The 14,050-nt window shown below is 73.3% G+C and carries 9 protein-coding genes; 5 read left to right on the top strand and 4 right to left on the bottom strand.

Features of this window, described 5'->3' with window-relative positions:
* Positions 1–323 precede the first annotated feature (323 nt).
* Both GV126_RS03665 and GV126_RS03660 read left to right on the top strand, forming a co-directional pair.
* Positions 324–1,544 carry a GDSL-type esterase/lipase family protein gene (locus GV126_RS03665; RefSeq protein WP_159662621.1) on the top strand — a complete coding sequence of 407 codons (1,221 nt, stop codon included), beginning with the start codon at positions 324–326 and terminating at the stop codon, positions 1,542–1,544.
* Positions 1,545–1,657: 113 nt separating this feature from the next.
* Positions 1,658–4,348 (top strand): SpoIIE family protein phosphatase, encoded by a 2,691-nt coding sequence (locus GV126_RS03660; RefSeq protein WP_236569864.1) that lies wholly within the window; start codon positions 1,658–1,660, stop codon positions 4,346–4,348.
* A 245-nt stretch (positions 4,349–4,593) separates the two neighbouring features.
* Here the strand turns inward: GV126_RS03660 and GV126_RS03655 are convergent, their stop codons facing one another.
* From GV126_RS03655 to mdlC, 4 genes are all read right to left on the bottom strand, one after another.
* A complete protein-coding gene (locus tag GV126_RS03655) occupies positions 4,594–6,024 on the bottom strand; it encodes a condensation domain-containing protein (protein ID WP_159662617.1) in 1,431 nt (476 codons plus the stop codon).
* Positions 6,025–6,233: 209 nt separating this feature from the next.
* Positions 6,234–7,475: an MFS transporter gene (locus GV126_RS03650; protein ID WP_159662615.1), complete on the bottom strand. Its 1,242-nt coding sequence runs from the start codon at positions 7,473–7,475 to the stop codon at positions 6,234–6,236.
* A gap of 53 nt (positions 7,476–7,528) precedes the next feature.
* Positions 7,529–8,983, bottom strand: a complete 1,455-nt coding sequence (locus GV126_RS03645; RefSeq protein ID WP_159662613.1) for a benzaldehyde dehydrogenase — start codon at positions 8,981–8,983, stop codon at positions 7,529–7,531.
* Positions 8,984–9,058: 75 nt separating this feature from the next.
* On the bottom strand, positions 9,059–10,639 hold the full coding sequence (gene mdlC, locus GV126_RS03640; protein WP_159662611.1) for a benzoylformate decarboxylase: 1,581 nt from the start codon (positions 10,637–10,639) through the stop codon (positions 9,059–9,061).
* 94 nt (positions 10,640–10,733) lie between these two features.
* Here mdlC and GV126_RS03635 point away from each other — a divergent pair, with 94 nt between their 5' ends.
* The 3 genes from GV126_RS03635 (at position 10,734) to GV126_RS03625 (ending at position 13,926) form a co-directional block, all read left to right on the top strand.
* Positions 10,734–11,687, top strand: coding sequence for a LysR family transcriptional regulator (locus GV126_RS03635; RefSeq protein WP_159662609.1), 954 nt, complete (start codon positions 10,734–10,736; stop codon positions 11,685–11,687).
* Between the two features lie 191 nt (positions 11,688–11,878).
* The gene (ctaD, locus tag GV126_RS03630; protein ID WP_159662607.1) at positions 11,879–13,561 is read left to right on the top strand and encodes an aa3-type cytochrome oxidase subunit I; all 1,683 of its coding nucleotides are present in this window, start codon (positions 11,879–11,881) and stop codon (positions 13,559–13,561) included.
* Positions 13,558–13,926 carry a cytochrome C oxidase subunit I gene (locus GV126_RS03625; RefSeq protein WP_159662605.1) on the top strand — a complete coding sequence of 123 codons (369 nt, stop codon included), beginning with the start codon at positions 13,558–13,560 and terminating at the stop codon, positions 13,924–13,926. The genes ctaD and GV126_RS03625 overlap by 4 nt, the downstream gene beginning before the upstream one ends.
* The last annotated feature ends 124 nt before the right edge of the window (positions 13,927–14,050 follow it).

Raw genomic sequence — 14,050 nt, 5'->3', positions numbered from 1 at the left:
CCCGTGCCGCACACCGCCGCCGCGGCGTGCGGCGCGCCGCCCACCCCTGACCCGCGCGCGTCCCGCCGCGCGCCGCGTCCCGCGCACCGGCCCCGACCGCCGCCGCGGGCCGGCGCGCCCGTGCCCGGCCGCCGCGGCCCGGGGTGCCGGCGGGCTGGGCGCGGCCGGGCGGGCCGGCGCCGCCCCCGCCCGCCGCATGATCGGCGCCTGCGTGGCCGCGCTCAACGGCACGATCTCCTTGATCTCCACGGCCGGCGTGCTCACCGTCCTCCACCCGGTCCTGCTGCCGATGCTGGTCCTGATCGCGGCGCCGGCGGAAGCCCGTGAACACCGACCCCCGCTGGATCACCACCCCGCTCACCGCCGACCTCGTGCGCGGCGCCCTCGACCTGGAACGCACCGCGCACGGCCTCCTGCCGCACCGGCTCCCGGCGTGGGCCCGCGCCCAGTGCGCCGACCCGCAACTGGCCCTGGCCGAGGCCCAGCCCTCGGGCGTGCGCCTGGTCTTCCGCCCCCGGGCCCCCGCCGTCGAACTGGACACCCTGCCCACCAAGCGCCTCTACACCGGCGCCCCGCCGCGCCCCGACGGCGTGTACGACCTGCTCGTCGACGGGCGTCCGGCCGGGCAGGGCAGCGTACGCGGCGGCAACGTCCTGACCGTCGACATGGCCACCGGCGCCACCGAGCACCGGCCCGGCCCGGTCGGCACCCTCCGCTTCACCGGCCTGCCCGACCGCGCCAAGGACGTCGAGATCTGGCTCCCGCACAACGAGACGACCGAACTCGTCGCCCTGCGCACCGACGCCCCCGTGCAGCCGGCTGCGGCGAGCGGCCGCAGGGTGTGGCTGCACCACGGCAGCTCGATCAGCCACGGCTCCGACGCGGCGAGCCCCTCCACCACCTGGCCCGCCCGCGCCGCCGCCCTGGCCGGCGTGGAGCTGATCAACCTGGGACTGGGCGGCAGCGCCCTGCTCGACCCGTTCACCGCCCGCGCCCTGCGCGACACCCCCGCCGATCTGATCAGCGTCAAGATCGGAATCAATCTGGTCAACACCGACCTGATGCGCCTGCGCGCCTTCGGCCCGGCCGTCCACGGCTTCCTCGACACCGTCCGCGAAGGCCACCCCACCACCCCGCTGCTGGTCGTCTCGCCGATCCACTGCGCCCTGCACGAGGACACCCCCGGACCCACCGTCCCCGACCTCACCGCCCTCGCCGCCGGGCGGCTGCGGTTCCGGGCCGCGGGCGACCCCGCCGAGCGCGCGAGCGGAAAGCTCACCCTCGCCGTCGTCCGGGAGGAACTGGCCCGGATCGTGCGGCAGCGCGCGGCCGAGGACCCGTACCTCGGCTACCTGGACGGGCGGGCCCTGTACGGCGAGGCCGACGCCGCCGAGCTGCCGCTGCCCGACGGGCTCCACCCCGATGCCGCCACCCATCTGCGCATCGGCGAACGCTTCGCCGACCTGGCGTTCGCGGCGCCCGGTCCCTTCGCCGACGGGGTCCCGGCCGCACACTCCGGCAAGGATCTTGCGGACAAGTCGTGACGATATGGGGGTTTGGATGCTAGAAAGGCTCGATGGCAGACCGTTTGGGCCGTCTTCGACGTATATCGGAGCGGTCGCTGGTGGCGAGGGGCCTACGCAGCGTCGCCGGACAGATGTTCGTCTTGCAGGTGGCCCTTGTGGTCCTGCTCGTGGCCGCCGCTGTCTTCGCCCTCCTGCTCCAGTCCGAGCGGGACACCAGCGCCGAGGCCAAGCGCCGCTCCATAGCCGTCGCCGAGACCTTCGCGCACTCCCCGGGCATCCGCGCCGCGCTGCGTGAGCCGCATCCCACGACCGTGCTCCAGCCACTGACCGAGGCCGGACGCAAGGCCGCGGACGTCGACTTCATCGTCGTCATGGACACCCATGGCATCCGCTACACCCACCCCCTGCCCGACCGCATCGGACAGCGCTTCGTCGGCACGATCGGCCCCTCCCTGCACGGGCAGGTCCGCACCGAGAGCGTCCACGGGCCGCTCGGCCAGGAGATGCAGGCCATCGTCCCCGTCCAGGACCCCGACGGCCGGGTGGTCGCCCTGGTCTCCGCCGGGCTGAAGGTCAAGCACGTCACCAGCCGGGTGGACCGGCAGATCCCGATCATCCTGACCGCCGGGGCGGGCGCGCTCGGCGCGGCCACTGCCGTGACGGCCCTGGTGAGCAGGCGGCTGCGCCGCCAGACGCACGGCCTGGGACCGGACGAGATGACCCGGATGTACGACCACCACGACGCGGTGCTGCACTCGGTCCGCGAAGGCGTGCTGATCGTCGGCGCCGACGGCCGGCTGCTGCTCGCCAACGACGAGGCCGCCAGGCTCCTGGAGCTGCCCCCGGACGCCGAGGGCCGGCACGTCACCGAGCTGCCCGGCCTCGAACCCGAGACGGTCGCCCTGCTCGCCTCGGGCCGCGAGGCCACCGACGAGGTGCTGTTCGCCCGCGGCCTGCTGCTCGCCGTCAACCAGCGGCCCACCGACCGGGCCGGCGGCCCGGCCGGCACCGTCGTCACGCTGCGCGACTCCACGGAACTGCAGGCGATCTCCGGCCGGGCCGAGACCGCCCGGGAACGGCTCAACCTCCTCTACGACGCCGGCCTGGGCATCGGCACCACCCTCGACGTGACCCGTACCGCCGACGAACTCGCCCGGATCGCCGTCCCCCGCTTCGCCGACTTCGTCACCGTCGACCTCGCCGACGCCGTCCTGCACGGCGAGGAACCCGCCGCCACGGCGACCGGGATGCGCCGCGTCGCCGTACGCGGTATCCGGGACGACCACCCCCTCTACGCGTGCGGCCGGCCGATCGACTTCCCGTCCTCCACCCCCCAGGCCCGCGGCTACGGCACCGGCCGGCTCGTACGGATGCCCGACCTGTCCTCGGCGGCCGGCTGGCAGGCCCAGGACCCCGACCGGGCCCGGCAGATCGTGGACTACGGCATCAACGCGCTGGTCTGCGCCCCGATCCCGGCCCGCGGTGTCGTTCTGGGCGTGGCCACCTTCTGGCGCACCAAGGAGCGCGGCCCCTTCGACGACGAGGAGCTGTCCCTGGCCGAGGAACTGGTGGCCCGCGCCGCGGTCAGCATCGACAACGGCCGCCACTACGCCCGCGAACACGCCCTGGCCGTCACCCTCCAGCGCAGCCTGCTGCCGCGGGCCCTGCCCGAGCAGAGCGCCATCGACGCCGGACACCGCTACCTGCCCGCCCACTCGGGCGTCAGCGGCGACTGGTTCGACGTCATCCCGCTGCCGGGCGGCCGGGTGGCCCTGGTCGTCGGCGACGTGGTCGGCCACGGCCTGCACGCCGCCGCCACGATGGGCCGGCTGCGCACCGCGGTGCACAACTTCTCCACCCTCGACCTGCCCCCCGACGAACTGCTCAGCCACCTGGACGACCTGGTGGGGCGGATCGACCAGGAGGAGGCCGGCACCGAGGCGGCCGCCGCCGTCGTCGGCGCCACCTGCCTGTACGCGATCTACGACCCCACCACCCGCCGCTGCGCCATGGCACGCGCGGGACACCTCGCCCCGGTCCTGGTCAGCCCGGACGGCACCGCCACCTTCCCCGATCTGCCCTTCGGGCCGCCGCTGGGCCTGGGCGGCATGCCGTTCCGCACCGCGGAGCTGGAACTGCAGGAGGGCACCCAGCTCGTGCTGTACACCGACGGGCTGATCGAGGACCGCGGCCGCGACCTGGACGAAAGCATGGAACTGCTGCGCACGGCCCTGGAGGGCCACCCCGGCCGGACGCCCGAGCAGCACTGCCAGGCCGTGCTGGACGCGCTGCTGCCCGCGCGGCCCAAGGACGGCCCCAAGGACGACGTGGCCCTGCTCGTCGCCCGCACCCGCGTCCTGCCGCCCGACCGGATCGCCGACTGGGACGTCCCGCCGGACCCGGCCGCCGTCTCCCGCGTCCGCCAGGCCGCCTGCGCCCGGCTGGACGCCTGGGGCCTTTCCGACCTCGGCTTCGGCCTGGAACTGGTGCTGAGCGAACTGGTCACCAACGCCATCCGCTACGGCTCCCCGCCGATCCACGTGCGGCTGATCCACGACCGCACCCTGATCTGCGAGGTGTCCGACGGCAGCAGCACCTCCCCGCACCTGCGCTACGCCGCGACCACCGAGGAGGGCGGCCGGGGCCTGTTCCTCGTCGCGCGGACGACCGAACGCTGGGGCACCCGCTACACCCCCCAGGGCAAGGTCATCTGGGCGGAGATGGCCCTGCCCGGCACCGACGGCGCCGACGGCCCGCCGTTCCCCGGCCTGGACGCCTTCGGCGACCTCGACGAGCTGATCCGGGAGGACGACCTGCTCTAGGGCGTGTTTCGAAAGTCCCGTCTGGCCCGCGACGCCTGGCACGGCCCCTCGCCGCGTTGTCGGGATCGTCCGCGTACGCCCAGTACGCGGACGACCCTCCGCCTTGCGATGCACCGCGCCAGACGCCGCGGGCCCCGCCCTCCGGGCGGACGACGCTGCTTTCGAAACACGCCCTAGGAGTGCTCCGGGAGGGCCTGCTGCGGGCAGGAGGACCTGCCCCGGGAGCGGCTCCGGGAGGACCTGCTTCAGGAGCGGGCCACCGCGACGCTGCGGGAGCGGGCCGGGGGTGCGGGGGAGCGGGCCACCGAGAGGACCAGCTCCCGCAGCCGCTCGACGTACAGCCGCATGTTCTTGTACGCGATGTCGGTGTCCGGGTAGCGGCTCGCGAACTGCAGCCCCTCGTGGAGCCGGTTGATCCACGCGCACACCTGGTCGCCGTAGGACACCCGCAGCAGGCCGTAGGCCTTCAGCTCGCTCCACCGCTCGGAGCCGGGGATGGCGCGGGCGTCGACGAAGGAGACGATGGAGTACAGGTCGGGCGAGGTGGGGCGGAAGTCCGAGCCCAGCAGGCGCAGCACCCGGGCCAGCGGCATCCGGGCCAGCGACCGGTTGGCGCGCAGTTCGTCGCTCACCATCCGCAGCAGGGCGGGGAAGTCGGCGGCCTCGGTGGTGCGGATCTCCACCGGGGCGCCGCCGACGTACCAGCCGACGGAGTCCTGCCACCGGGACGTGCGGCGGGTGTGGAAGGGCACGACCGTGCGGTAGACCGGCTGCCCGCCGATCTCGTGCACGATCAGGCTCGTGGCGGCCAGCACGCCGACGAGACTCCCGCCGAAGGGCCGGCAGTACGCCTCGAAGCCGGCCGCGTCGTCGGCGTCCACGAGCATCTCCTGCAGCAGCCGCTGGCGCGGCAGCGGCCCGTCCGGGGCCAGGCCGAGGTCCACGGGGAAGTTCGGCAGCCGCCCGCCGCACCGGCCGATGAACCCCCGCCAGCGCGCCACGATCTCGTCCGAGCCGTCGATCTCGTCCGCGCTGGCCCGCTCGGCGCGGCAGATGTCGACATAGCTGGCCGCCGGCGCCGGCTCCGGCCGCCCGCCGCGCAGGCCCGCCGCGTACAGCGCGTGGATCTCGGCGGGGATCCGCTGCACCGAGTAGGAGTCGACGTTGCTGTGGTCGAAGGCCATGTACACGCTCGCCCCGTCGTCCCTGACCACCGCCGCGAACAGGAAGTTCGGCCAGCGCAGCGCGTCCGCCGTCACATCGAAGCGGTCCTGCAGGTAGCGCGCCAGCGCCCGCGCGTCCCGGAAGTCGCCGACCGTCTCGCGGCGCAGGGCCACGTCGTCCGCGTCGAGCGTGAAGCGCCGCATCTCCTCGCCCGCCCAGCGAAAGCCGCTGCGCAGCGTCTCGTGCCGCAGCATCCAGCCGCGCAGGGCCTCCTGCAGCACGTCCAGGTCCACGCTGCCCGGGATGTCGAACGCCGTCCCCAGCCAGGTCGGCACGAACAGGCCGCCCTCGCGCACGGACCGGGCCGTCCTGATGTGCGATTCCTGGATGTAGGCCGGCGGCCGGGAGTCGTCCGGCAGGCCGGTCGCGGTCTCCACCGCCGCGGGGTCGAGCGCGAACTCCACGAGCCGGCCGGGCCGGACCTCGCAGCGCTGGATGTCGGTCATACGCATGGCAGCCTCCGTCGCACAGGGGGATACGTCGCCCAGGGGATACAGGGAGCAACTGCGACGGAGGGTCCGGGGTTGCGGGATGACGCAGGGTGATCGCGGTACGGGGCCGTGGGGCACCGGTGGCGCGCGGGCCGCACCGGCATGCGGAAGGACCCCGAGCCTGTCTCGGGGTCCCTCCGGGGTACAGACGTGCTACAGGCGTGCGGGCCTCAGACGGCTTCTGGGGCCTCGGCCGCCCCGCGCGGCAGGGCCAGGACGGCGGCGAAGCCGCACACCGCGACCGCGGCGAAGAACCAGAAGCCCCACGGATGGCCGATGCCCGCCGTGACGAGGGCGCCGGTGATCGACGGGCCGACGATCGAGCCGATCCGGCCGATCCCGGAGGCCGAGCCGAGCGCGGTGCCGCGCACCGCGGCCGGGTAGAAGTTCGTCACGTACGCGTAGACCAGCACCTGCGCGGAGAAGACGAACACACCGGTGAAGAACACCACCACGTCCAGCAGCAGGTCGCTGTCCATCTTGACGCTCAGACAGGCCAGCATCACCACCGACACCGCGAACCAGCCCAGCGTGGTGCCCTTGATCCCGCGCCGGTCGGCGACGACACCGCCGAGGACGAGCCCGGCGACACCACCGACGTTCAGGATCAGCAACTGGGTGACGGCGGTCGGGACGGGGTAGCCGGCGTCGTTCATCAGCTTCGGCAGCCAGGTGTTCAGGCCGTAGACCAGCAGCAGACCCATGAAGGACGCCACCCACACCCCGATGCCCGCGCGCAGGTAGGCCGGCTTCAGCAGCTCCGTGAACGGCACCCGCTGCGCGCCGTCCGCCTCCTTGGCCCGGACGAACGCCTCCGACTCCGGCAGCCGGAACCACTGGATCGCGGCGATCACGAGACCGGCGGCGCCCAGGACGTAGAAGAGGACCTGCCAGTGGTCCGTCACCTGCAGCGCCAGCAGCGAGGTGATCACGGCCCCGGTGTGGTAGCCGGTCATGGTCAGCGTGCTGGCCCGGGCCCGCCGCTCGGCCGGCATGTGCTCGGCCATCATCGTCAGCGACACCGGCATGCAGGCGCCGAGGCCCAGCCCGGCGATCAGGCGCAGCGCCGCGAACATCGTCACCGAGCCGGCCAGCGGCACCAGCAGCGTGAACACGGAGAACAGCACCACCGAGCCGATCAGCAGCAGCCGCCGCCCGAGCCGGTCGGCCAGCGGGCCGACGCAGACCGCGCCGATGGCCACGCCGACCAGCGACAGCGTCGCGATCGTGGTGGCGTCACCGGCGGTCATGCCCAGGGGATGGGTGCGCAGCAGGACCGGGATGATCGCGCCGAGCACGACGAGGTCGTAGCCCTCCAGCAGGACGGTGATCCAGCACAGGGCGACGGTCCAGGCGTTGTGCCCGGTGGTGCCTCTCTGCGGCTCGGTGCGGGACGGGACGGTGGATGTCATGGACAACCCCCAGGGGACGGGTGCGGGCGGAAGGCGGGAGAGGGAGGCGGGGCTCAGAAGGGGTAGTCGGCGATGTCCGGGCGGACCGTGACCCACTGGGTCTCGGTGAACGCCTCGATGTTGGCCGCGGCGCCGCCGAACCGGGAGCCGGTGCCGGAGGCCTTGACCCCGCCGAAGGGCGCGTTCGGCTCGTCGTTGACGGTCTGCTCGTTGATGTGGACCTTGCCGGAGTCGATCCGGTCGGCCAGCTTCATCGCGGTGCCGACGTCGCCGAGGATGCCGACGGACAGCCCGTACTCGCAGTCGTCGACGATCCGCGCGGCCTCCTCGAGGGTGGAGAAGCCGATCACCGGCGCCACCGGGCCGAAGATCTCCTCGCGCCAGGCCGGCATGTCGGGCGTCACGTCCGCCAGGACGGTCGCCCGGTAGCAGGCGCCCACGATCTCGCCGCCCGCGGCGATCCTCGCGCCCGCCGCGACGGACTCGGTGACGAGGGAGTGCACCCGCTCCAGCTGGCGCCGGTCGATGATCGGGCCGAGCGCCACGTCCTCGCGGGCCGGGTCGCCCACCGGCAGCGCCCGAGCCTTCGCGGCCAGCGCGGCGGTGTACTCCTCCACCAGCGACTCGTGCACGATGTGCCGGCCGGTGGTCATGCAGATCTGCCCCTGGTGCAGATACGAGCCGAACGCGCCCGCCGAGGCAGCCTTGTGCACGTCCGCGCCGGGCAGCACCACCAGCGCGTTGTTCCCGCCCAGCTCCAGGTGGGCCCGCTTGAGCAGCCGGCCCGCCCGCTCACCGATGGCCCGCCCGACCGGCGTGGACCCGGTGAAGGAGATCACCCGCACCTCCGGGGCGTCCACCACCGCCTGGCCGACCGAGCCGTCGCCGGGCAGCAGGTGCAGCACCCCGGCGGGCAGCCCCGCCTCCTCGAAGATCCGGGTGATGACGACGCCGCCGCTGACCGCCGTGCGCGGATCGGGCTTGAGCAGCACCGCGTTGCCCAGCGCCAGCGCGGGCGCCACCGAGCGCAGCCCGAGGATCAGCGGGAAGTTGAACGGCGCGATGACGCTGACCACCCCGGCGGGGCGGCGGCGGGCCAGCGACCAGCGGGCCTCCTCGGAGGTCAGCACCTCGCCCTGCGGATGCGTGGGCAGCGACGCGCACTCGAAGCACTCGCCCACGGCGAGCCCCACCTCGAAGCCCGCCTTGGAGCGCACCGAACCGGCCTCGCGCACCAGCCAGTCCTGCACCTCGGCGGCGTGCTCGGTGAACAGCTCGCCCGCCCGCCGCAGCACCGCGGCCCGCTCCTGCGGGGAGGTCGCCGCCCACTCCCGCTGGGCCTGCGCGGCCCGGGCGGCGGCCCGCCTCACGTCCTCGGCGGTGGCCAGGCCCACGGTGCCCAGCTGGTCACCGGTCGCCGGCTCCACGACCGGCTGCTCGGCGGCCGCCTGGCGCCAGCCGTCGCTGAAGAACTTCTTGCTCCAGGCGTCGCTGTCCGGAAGGGCCATCGGTGTCCCCTTCTTCGTTCTGCGGTGAACGTCGTCGTTCTGCGGCCTGCGCGCGGGCGCGGGCCGAGGGTGCGGTCAGGACGGGGTGGTCAGCGCCGTGTCCACCTGGACGAGCCGCGGCCCGTCCGCCGGTTCGGCGAGCACCGCCCGCAGCTCCTCGGCGCCGCCGGCGTGCACGGCGCGCACGCCGTAGCCCTCCGCGATGCGGGTGAAGTCCAGTCCCGGGATGTCCAGGCCCGGCGCGTCCGGTACGCCGAGCAGGCCGCCGAACCAGCGCAGCGCCCCGTAGGTGCCGTTGCGCAGCAGCACGACCGTCAGCGGCAGGCGGTGCTGGGCGGCCGTCCACAGGGCGGTGATGCCGTAGTTGGCCGACCCGTCCCCGATGACGCCCACCACCGGCCGGTCGGGCCGGCCGAGCGCGACGCCGCCCGCGCCGGGCGGCCCGAACCCGAGGCCGCCGGCCGCCGGGAAGTAGTACGAGCCCGGCCGGCGCAGGTCCATCTGGCGCCACCACGCGGCGTTCGTCGAGGTCGACTCGACGACGTACGCCGTCTCCCGGGGCACCACCTCGCGCAGCGCGGCGAAGACCTGCTCCGGGTGCAGCCGGCCGCCCTCCGCGGCGGCCGGCTCGGGCACCGGACGGTAGACGCCGACCGGCTCGGCGGGCACGTCCAGGCTCTTGACCAGCAGTTCGATCACGGCGCCGGGATCGGCGACCAGCGCCTCGCCCATCGGCGCCCGCGCCGCCGCCGACGCGTCCTCGGTGACCTGGATCAGCCGGGTGCCCTCGGGCAGGTACCGGCCGGGCAGGTACTCGTGGTAGCGGAACACCGGCGCGCCCAGCACCAGCACCAGATCATGCCCCTCGAACGCCTCGCAGACCGGCGCGATCCCCGCGGGCAGCACCCCGCGGAACAGCGGGTGCCGGTTGGGGAAGGGCAGCCGGAACTGCGAGGGCGCCGCCCACACCGGTCCGCCCAGCCGCTCGGCCAGCCGCACCGCGTCGTCGAACAGGCCGGCCGCGTCGATGTCACCGCCCAGCACCAGCGCGGGCCGGCGCGCGGCCGTTACCTGCTCGACCAGCCGGCGCGCCTGCCCGGCGTCCGGGACCGCGGCACGCTGGACCCGCCGCTGAAGCACCTGAAGGCTGTTGTCGCCGGCCTCGGCGGCCCAGTCGTCGTACGGCACGGACAGATACGTCGGCCGGCGCTGCAGCTCCGCCTCGAACACCGCCTGCGCCAGGGCCCGCGGCACGTCCTCGGCGCACGCCGGCTCCGCCGCCCAGCCGACCAGCGGCTTCATCAGGGCGGGCGCGTCGACGTTGGCCAGGTTGGCCTCCGGGCCGACGGCCGGCCGCACCTGCTGCCCGGCCACCACGACCAGCGGGGTGCGCGCGGCCACCGCGTTGGTGAGGGCGCCCATCGCGTTCCCGGACCCGGAGGCCGCGTGCAGGTTGACCAGCACGGGCCGGCCGGTCGCCTGGGCGTAGCCGTCGGCCATGCCGACGACGGCGCCCTCGTGCAGGCCGAGGACGTAACGGAAACCGTCGGGCAGGTCGGCCAGGAAGGGCAGCTCGTTGGAGCCGGGGTTGCCGAACACGGTGGTGAGTCCCCGGCGCTGCAGGAACTCGTGGGCGACGCGACGTACGGAGGGCACAGACGTTCCTTTCCACGTGACGCACAGCACGCTAGGCAACGCCCGACATACCCACCAATAAATGTTCGGACGTCGCGATATAGAGTCGGTCGATATGAGGAACTTCGACCTCAACCTCGCCCGGGTCTTCGTCCTGCTGTACGAGACCGGCAGCGTCACGGCCACCGCCGAGACGCTGCACGTCACCCAGCCCACCGTCAGCTACAGCCTGGGCAAGCTGCGCCGGCACTTCGACGACGAGCTGTTCCGGCGCACCGGCCGCGGACTGACGCCCACCGCCGGCGCCCGCCGGCTCTACGACCCGCTGCGCCGCGCCCTCGCCGAGATCGACGGCACGATCCGCCAGTCCGACGCGTTCGATCCGCAGACCATGCCGGGCCGCTTCACGGTGGCGCTGACCGACCTCGGCGAGGCGACGTTGCTGCCGCGCCTGCTGGCCGCGGCCCGCGAGCGCGCGCCCCGGGTGTCGTTCACCGTCCGGGCCCTCGACGTGGACGACGCCGAACAGCAGCTGCGCCGCGGCGACCTCGACGCGTTCGTCGCCACCCCCGTGCTGACCTCCCACCGCACCGTGCGCATCCCGCTCTTCCAGGAGCGCTACGTCGCCATGGTCGCCGCCGACCACCCCCGCGTCCGGGGCGAGCGCGTCACCCTGGAGCAGCTGTCCGCCGAGCACCACGCGACGGTGTTCGGTCCCAGCGGGCACGTCGTGCCGCGTGCCGCGCTGGCCGCGCACGGCCTGCTGGACCGGGTGGTGGTGGAGGCCACCCGCTTCTCGATGCTGCCGTATCTGCTGGAGCAGACCGACCTGGTCGCCGTCGTCCCCGAGTACGTCGGCGAGGTGTTCACCGCCTCGCGCCGGCTGCGCCTGGTCCGGCTGCCCTTCGAGACCGAACCGATCGAGGTCGCCCTCTACGCCCGGCACGAGTCCTCGCGCAGCCCCTCGCAGCGGTGGCTGGTGCAGTTCATGGCCGAGGTGCTGGGGGAGCGGGTCAGCCGGGCGCAGCTGCCGCCCTACGCCGTCGACCCGGAACCGTCCGGCCGCTGAGCGCGCCCCGCACGGGCGCCCCCAAGTAGGCCGACGGGGTGCATTCGGGCGGGCGTTGGGCCATCTCGGGGACGGTCGGCCACGTCTTCGGCGGGCTAGCCGCGAGGATGGTGCCGAGCCCTGCGGGATCCCCGCGGAACTCACGCGTCCAAGCCTTGAGAGCACTCGAGAGAAAGCGTGTCACGGGCCGCATGACAGACGTTCAGCACCCCACGCGGGACATCGCCGCTCCGCCCCGTCGTCGCCTGCGGCCCGGAGCCGTGGTGGTCACATGGGTGACGACCACCGATCACAAGAAGATCGGCTCGCTGTACCTGACCACCTCCTTCCTGTTCTTCCTCTTCGGCGGCATCCTCGCGCTGGTGATGCGGGCCGAACTGGCCCGGCCGGGCCTGCAGATCATGTCCACCGAGCAGTACAACCAGGCGTTCACGATGCACGGCACGGTCATGCTGCTGATGTTCGCGACGCCGCTGTTCGCCGGTTTCACGAACTGGATCATGCCGCTGCAGATCGGCGCCCCGGACGTGGCCTTCCCCCGGCTGAACATGCTGGCCTACTGGCTGTACCTGTTCGGCTCGCTGATCGCGGTGGCCGGCTTCCTCACGCCCAACGGCGCGGCCGACTTCGGCTGGTTCGCGTACGCGCCCCTGAACGACTCGGCGCACTCGCCCAACGTCGGCAGCGACATGTGGATCATGGGCCTGGCCCTGTCCGGTTTCGGCACGATCATGGGCGCGGTCAACTTCATCACCACGATCGTCTGCATGCGCGCACCCGGCATGACGATGTTCCGCATGCCGATCTTCTGCTGGAACGTGATGCTCACCAGCGTCCTGGTGCTGTTCGCGTTCCCCGTCCTGGCGGGCGCGCTGCTGGTGCTGGAGGCGGACCGCAAGTTCGGCGCCCATGTGTTCGACCCCGCCAATGGCGGCGCCATCCTGTGGCAGCACCTGTTCTGGTTCTTCGGCCATCCCGAGGTCTACATCATCGCGCTGCCGTTCTTCGGCATCGTCACGGAGATCATCCCGGTCTTCACCCGCAAACCCATCTTCGGCTACATGGGCCTGGTCGGGGCCACCATCGCCATCTCCGGTCTGTCGGTGTCCGTGTGGGCCCACCACATGTTCCCCACCGGCGCCGTGCTCCTGCCGTTCTTCTCCTTCATGTCGTTCCTCATCGCGGTGCCCACCGGAGTGAAGTTCTTCAACTGGATCGGCACCATGTGGCAGGGCACGCTCTCCTTCGAGACACCGATGCTGTGGGCGACCGGCTTCCTGGTGACCTTCCTGTTCGGCGGCCTGACCGGAGTGCTGCTGGCCTCTCCACCGCTGGACTTCCACGTGACCGACAGCTACTTCGTGGTCGCGCACTTCCACTATGTCGTCTTCGGCACCGTCGTCTTCGCGATGTTCGCCGGATTCCACTTCTGGTGGCCGAAGTGGACCGGCAAGTTGCTCGACGAGCGGCTGGGCAAGATGACCTTCTGGATGCTGTTCGTCGGCTTCCACACCACGTTCCTGGTGCAGCACTGGCTGGGCGCCGAGGGCATGCCCCGCCGCTACGCCGACTACCTGGCCGTCGACGGGTTCACCGCGCTCAACATGGTCTCCACGATCGGCTCCTTCCTGCTGGGCCTGTCGGTGCTGCCGTTCTTCTACAACATCTGGAAGACGGCCAAGTACGGCCCGAAGGTCGACGTCGACGACCCGTGGGGCTTCGGGCGCTCGCTGGAGTGGGCCACGTCCTGCCCGCCGCCGCGCCACAACTTCGTCACCCTGCCCGTGATCCGCAGCGAGTCCCCGGCGTTCGACATGAACCACCCCGATGTCTCGCTCGTGGACAAGCGGGAGAACCTGGGCCTGCCGGGATGACGGACGCGGCACGCGCCGACCGCGAGCCGGGCCACCCGGCCGCCCTGGCGAACCAGGTGGAGGGCTACCTGCTGTGGCAGGCCCGCGTCGCCGAGGCCGAGGGGCGGGCCCGTGCCTTCACCGAGCCGCTGCACTGGCTGACCGGCGCGCAGCGCGAGGAGATCGAACAGCACTACGTCCGCGACTGCCTGGTCCGCGCGCGGGCGGACCTGCAGCGCGTCGCGGACCGCTGCCGGGCGCTGCGCGGCGAGTACGAGGAGCGCTACCGTCACCTGCGCGCCCGCTGCGTGGCGTGCGCCGTCGCCGGGATCGCCGTCGCCGTCGCGGCGGCGCTGCTGCTCACCGCCACCGTCGCCCACCGCTGATCCGCCGACCGGGGCGGCGGACCGGACCGTGGACCCCGCGACGACCCAGGGCCGCTACGACACCACCGCGGCGCGGCCCGCAGGCACAGCGACACCGTCGCGGCCCGCGCTCACCGGGCCACGC

The organism is Streptomyces mexicanus (assembly GCF_902506575.1).
In the GTDB taxonomy this organism is placed as follows: domain Bacteria; phylum Actinomycetota; class Actinomycetes; order Streptomycetales; family Streptomycetaceae; genus Streptomyces; species Streptomyces mexicanus.
The sequence above is the reverse complement of the archived record's forward strand: the minus strand, read 5'-3'. Positions and strand labels throughout refer to the sequence as shown.

Coding starts and splice junctions, on each gene's coding strand:
- GV126_RS03660 (WP_236569864.1), top strand. CDS start 1,658: ATGTTCGTCTTGCAGGTGGCCCTTGTGGTCCTGCTCGTGGCCGCCGCT.
- GV126_RS03655 (WP_159662617.1), bottom strand. CDS start 6,024: ATGCGTATGACCGACATCCAGCGCTGCGAGGTCCGGCCCGGCCGGCTC.
- GV126_RS03650 (WP_159662615.1), bottom strand. CDS start 7,475: ATGACATCCACCGTCCCGTCCCGCACCGAGCCGCAGAGAGGCACCACC.
- GV126_RS03645 (WP_159662613.1), bottom strand. CDS start 8,983: ATGGCCCTTCCGGACAGCGACGCCTGGAGCAAGAAGTTCTTCAGCGAC.
- GV126_RS03635 (WP_159662609.1), top strand. CDS start 10,734: ATGAGGAACTTCGACCTCAACCTCGCCCGGGTCTTCGTCCTGCTGTAC.
- ctaD (WP_159662607.1), top strand. CDS start 11,879: ATGACAGACGTTCAGCACCCCACGCGGGACATCGCCGCTCCGCCCCGT.
- GV126_RS03625 (WP_159662605.1), top strand. CDS start 13,558: ATGACGGACGCGGCACGCGCCGACCGCGAGCCGGGCCACCCGGCCGCC.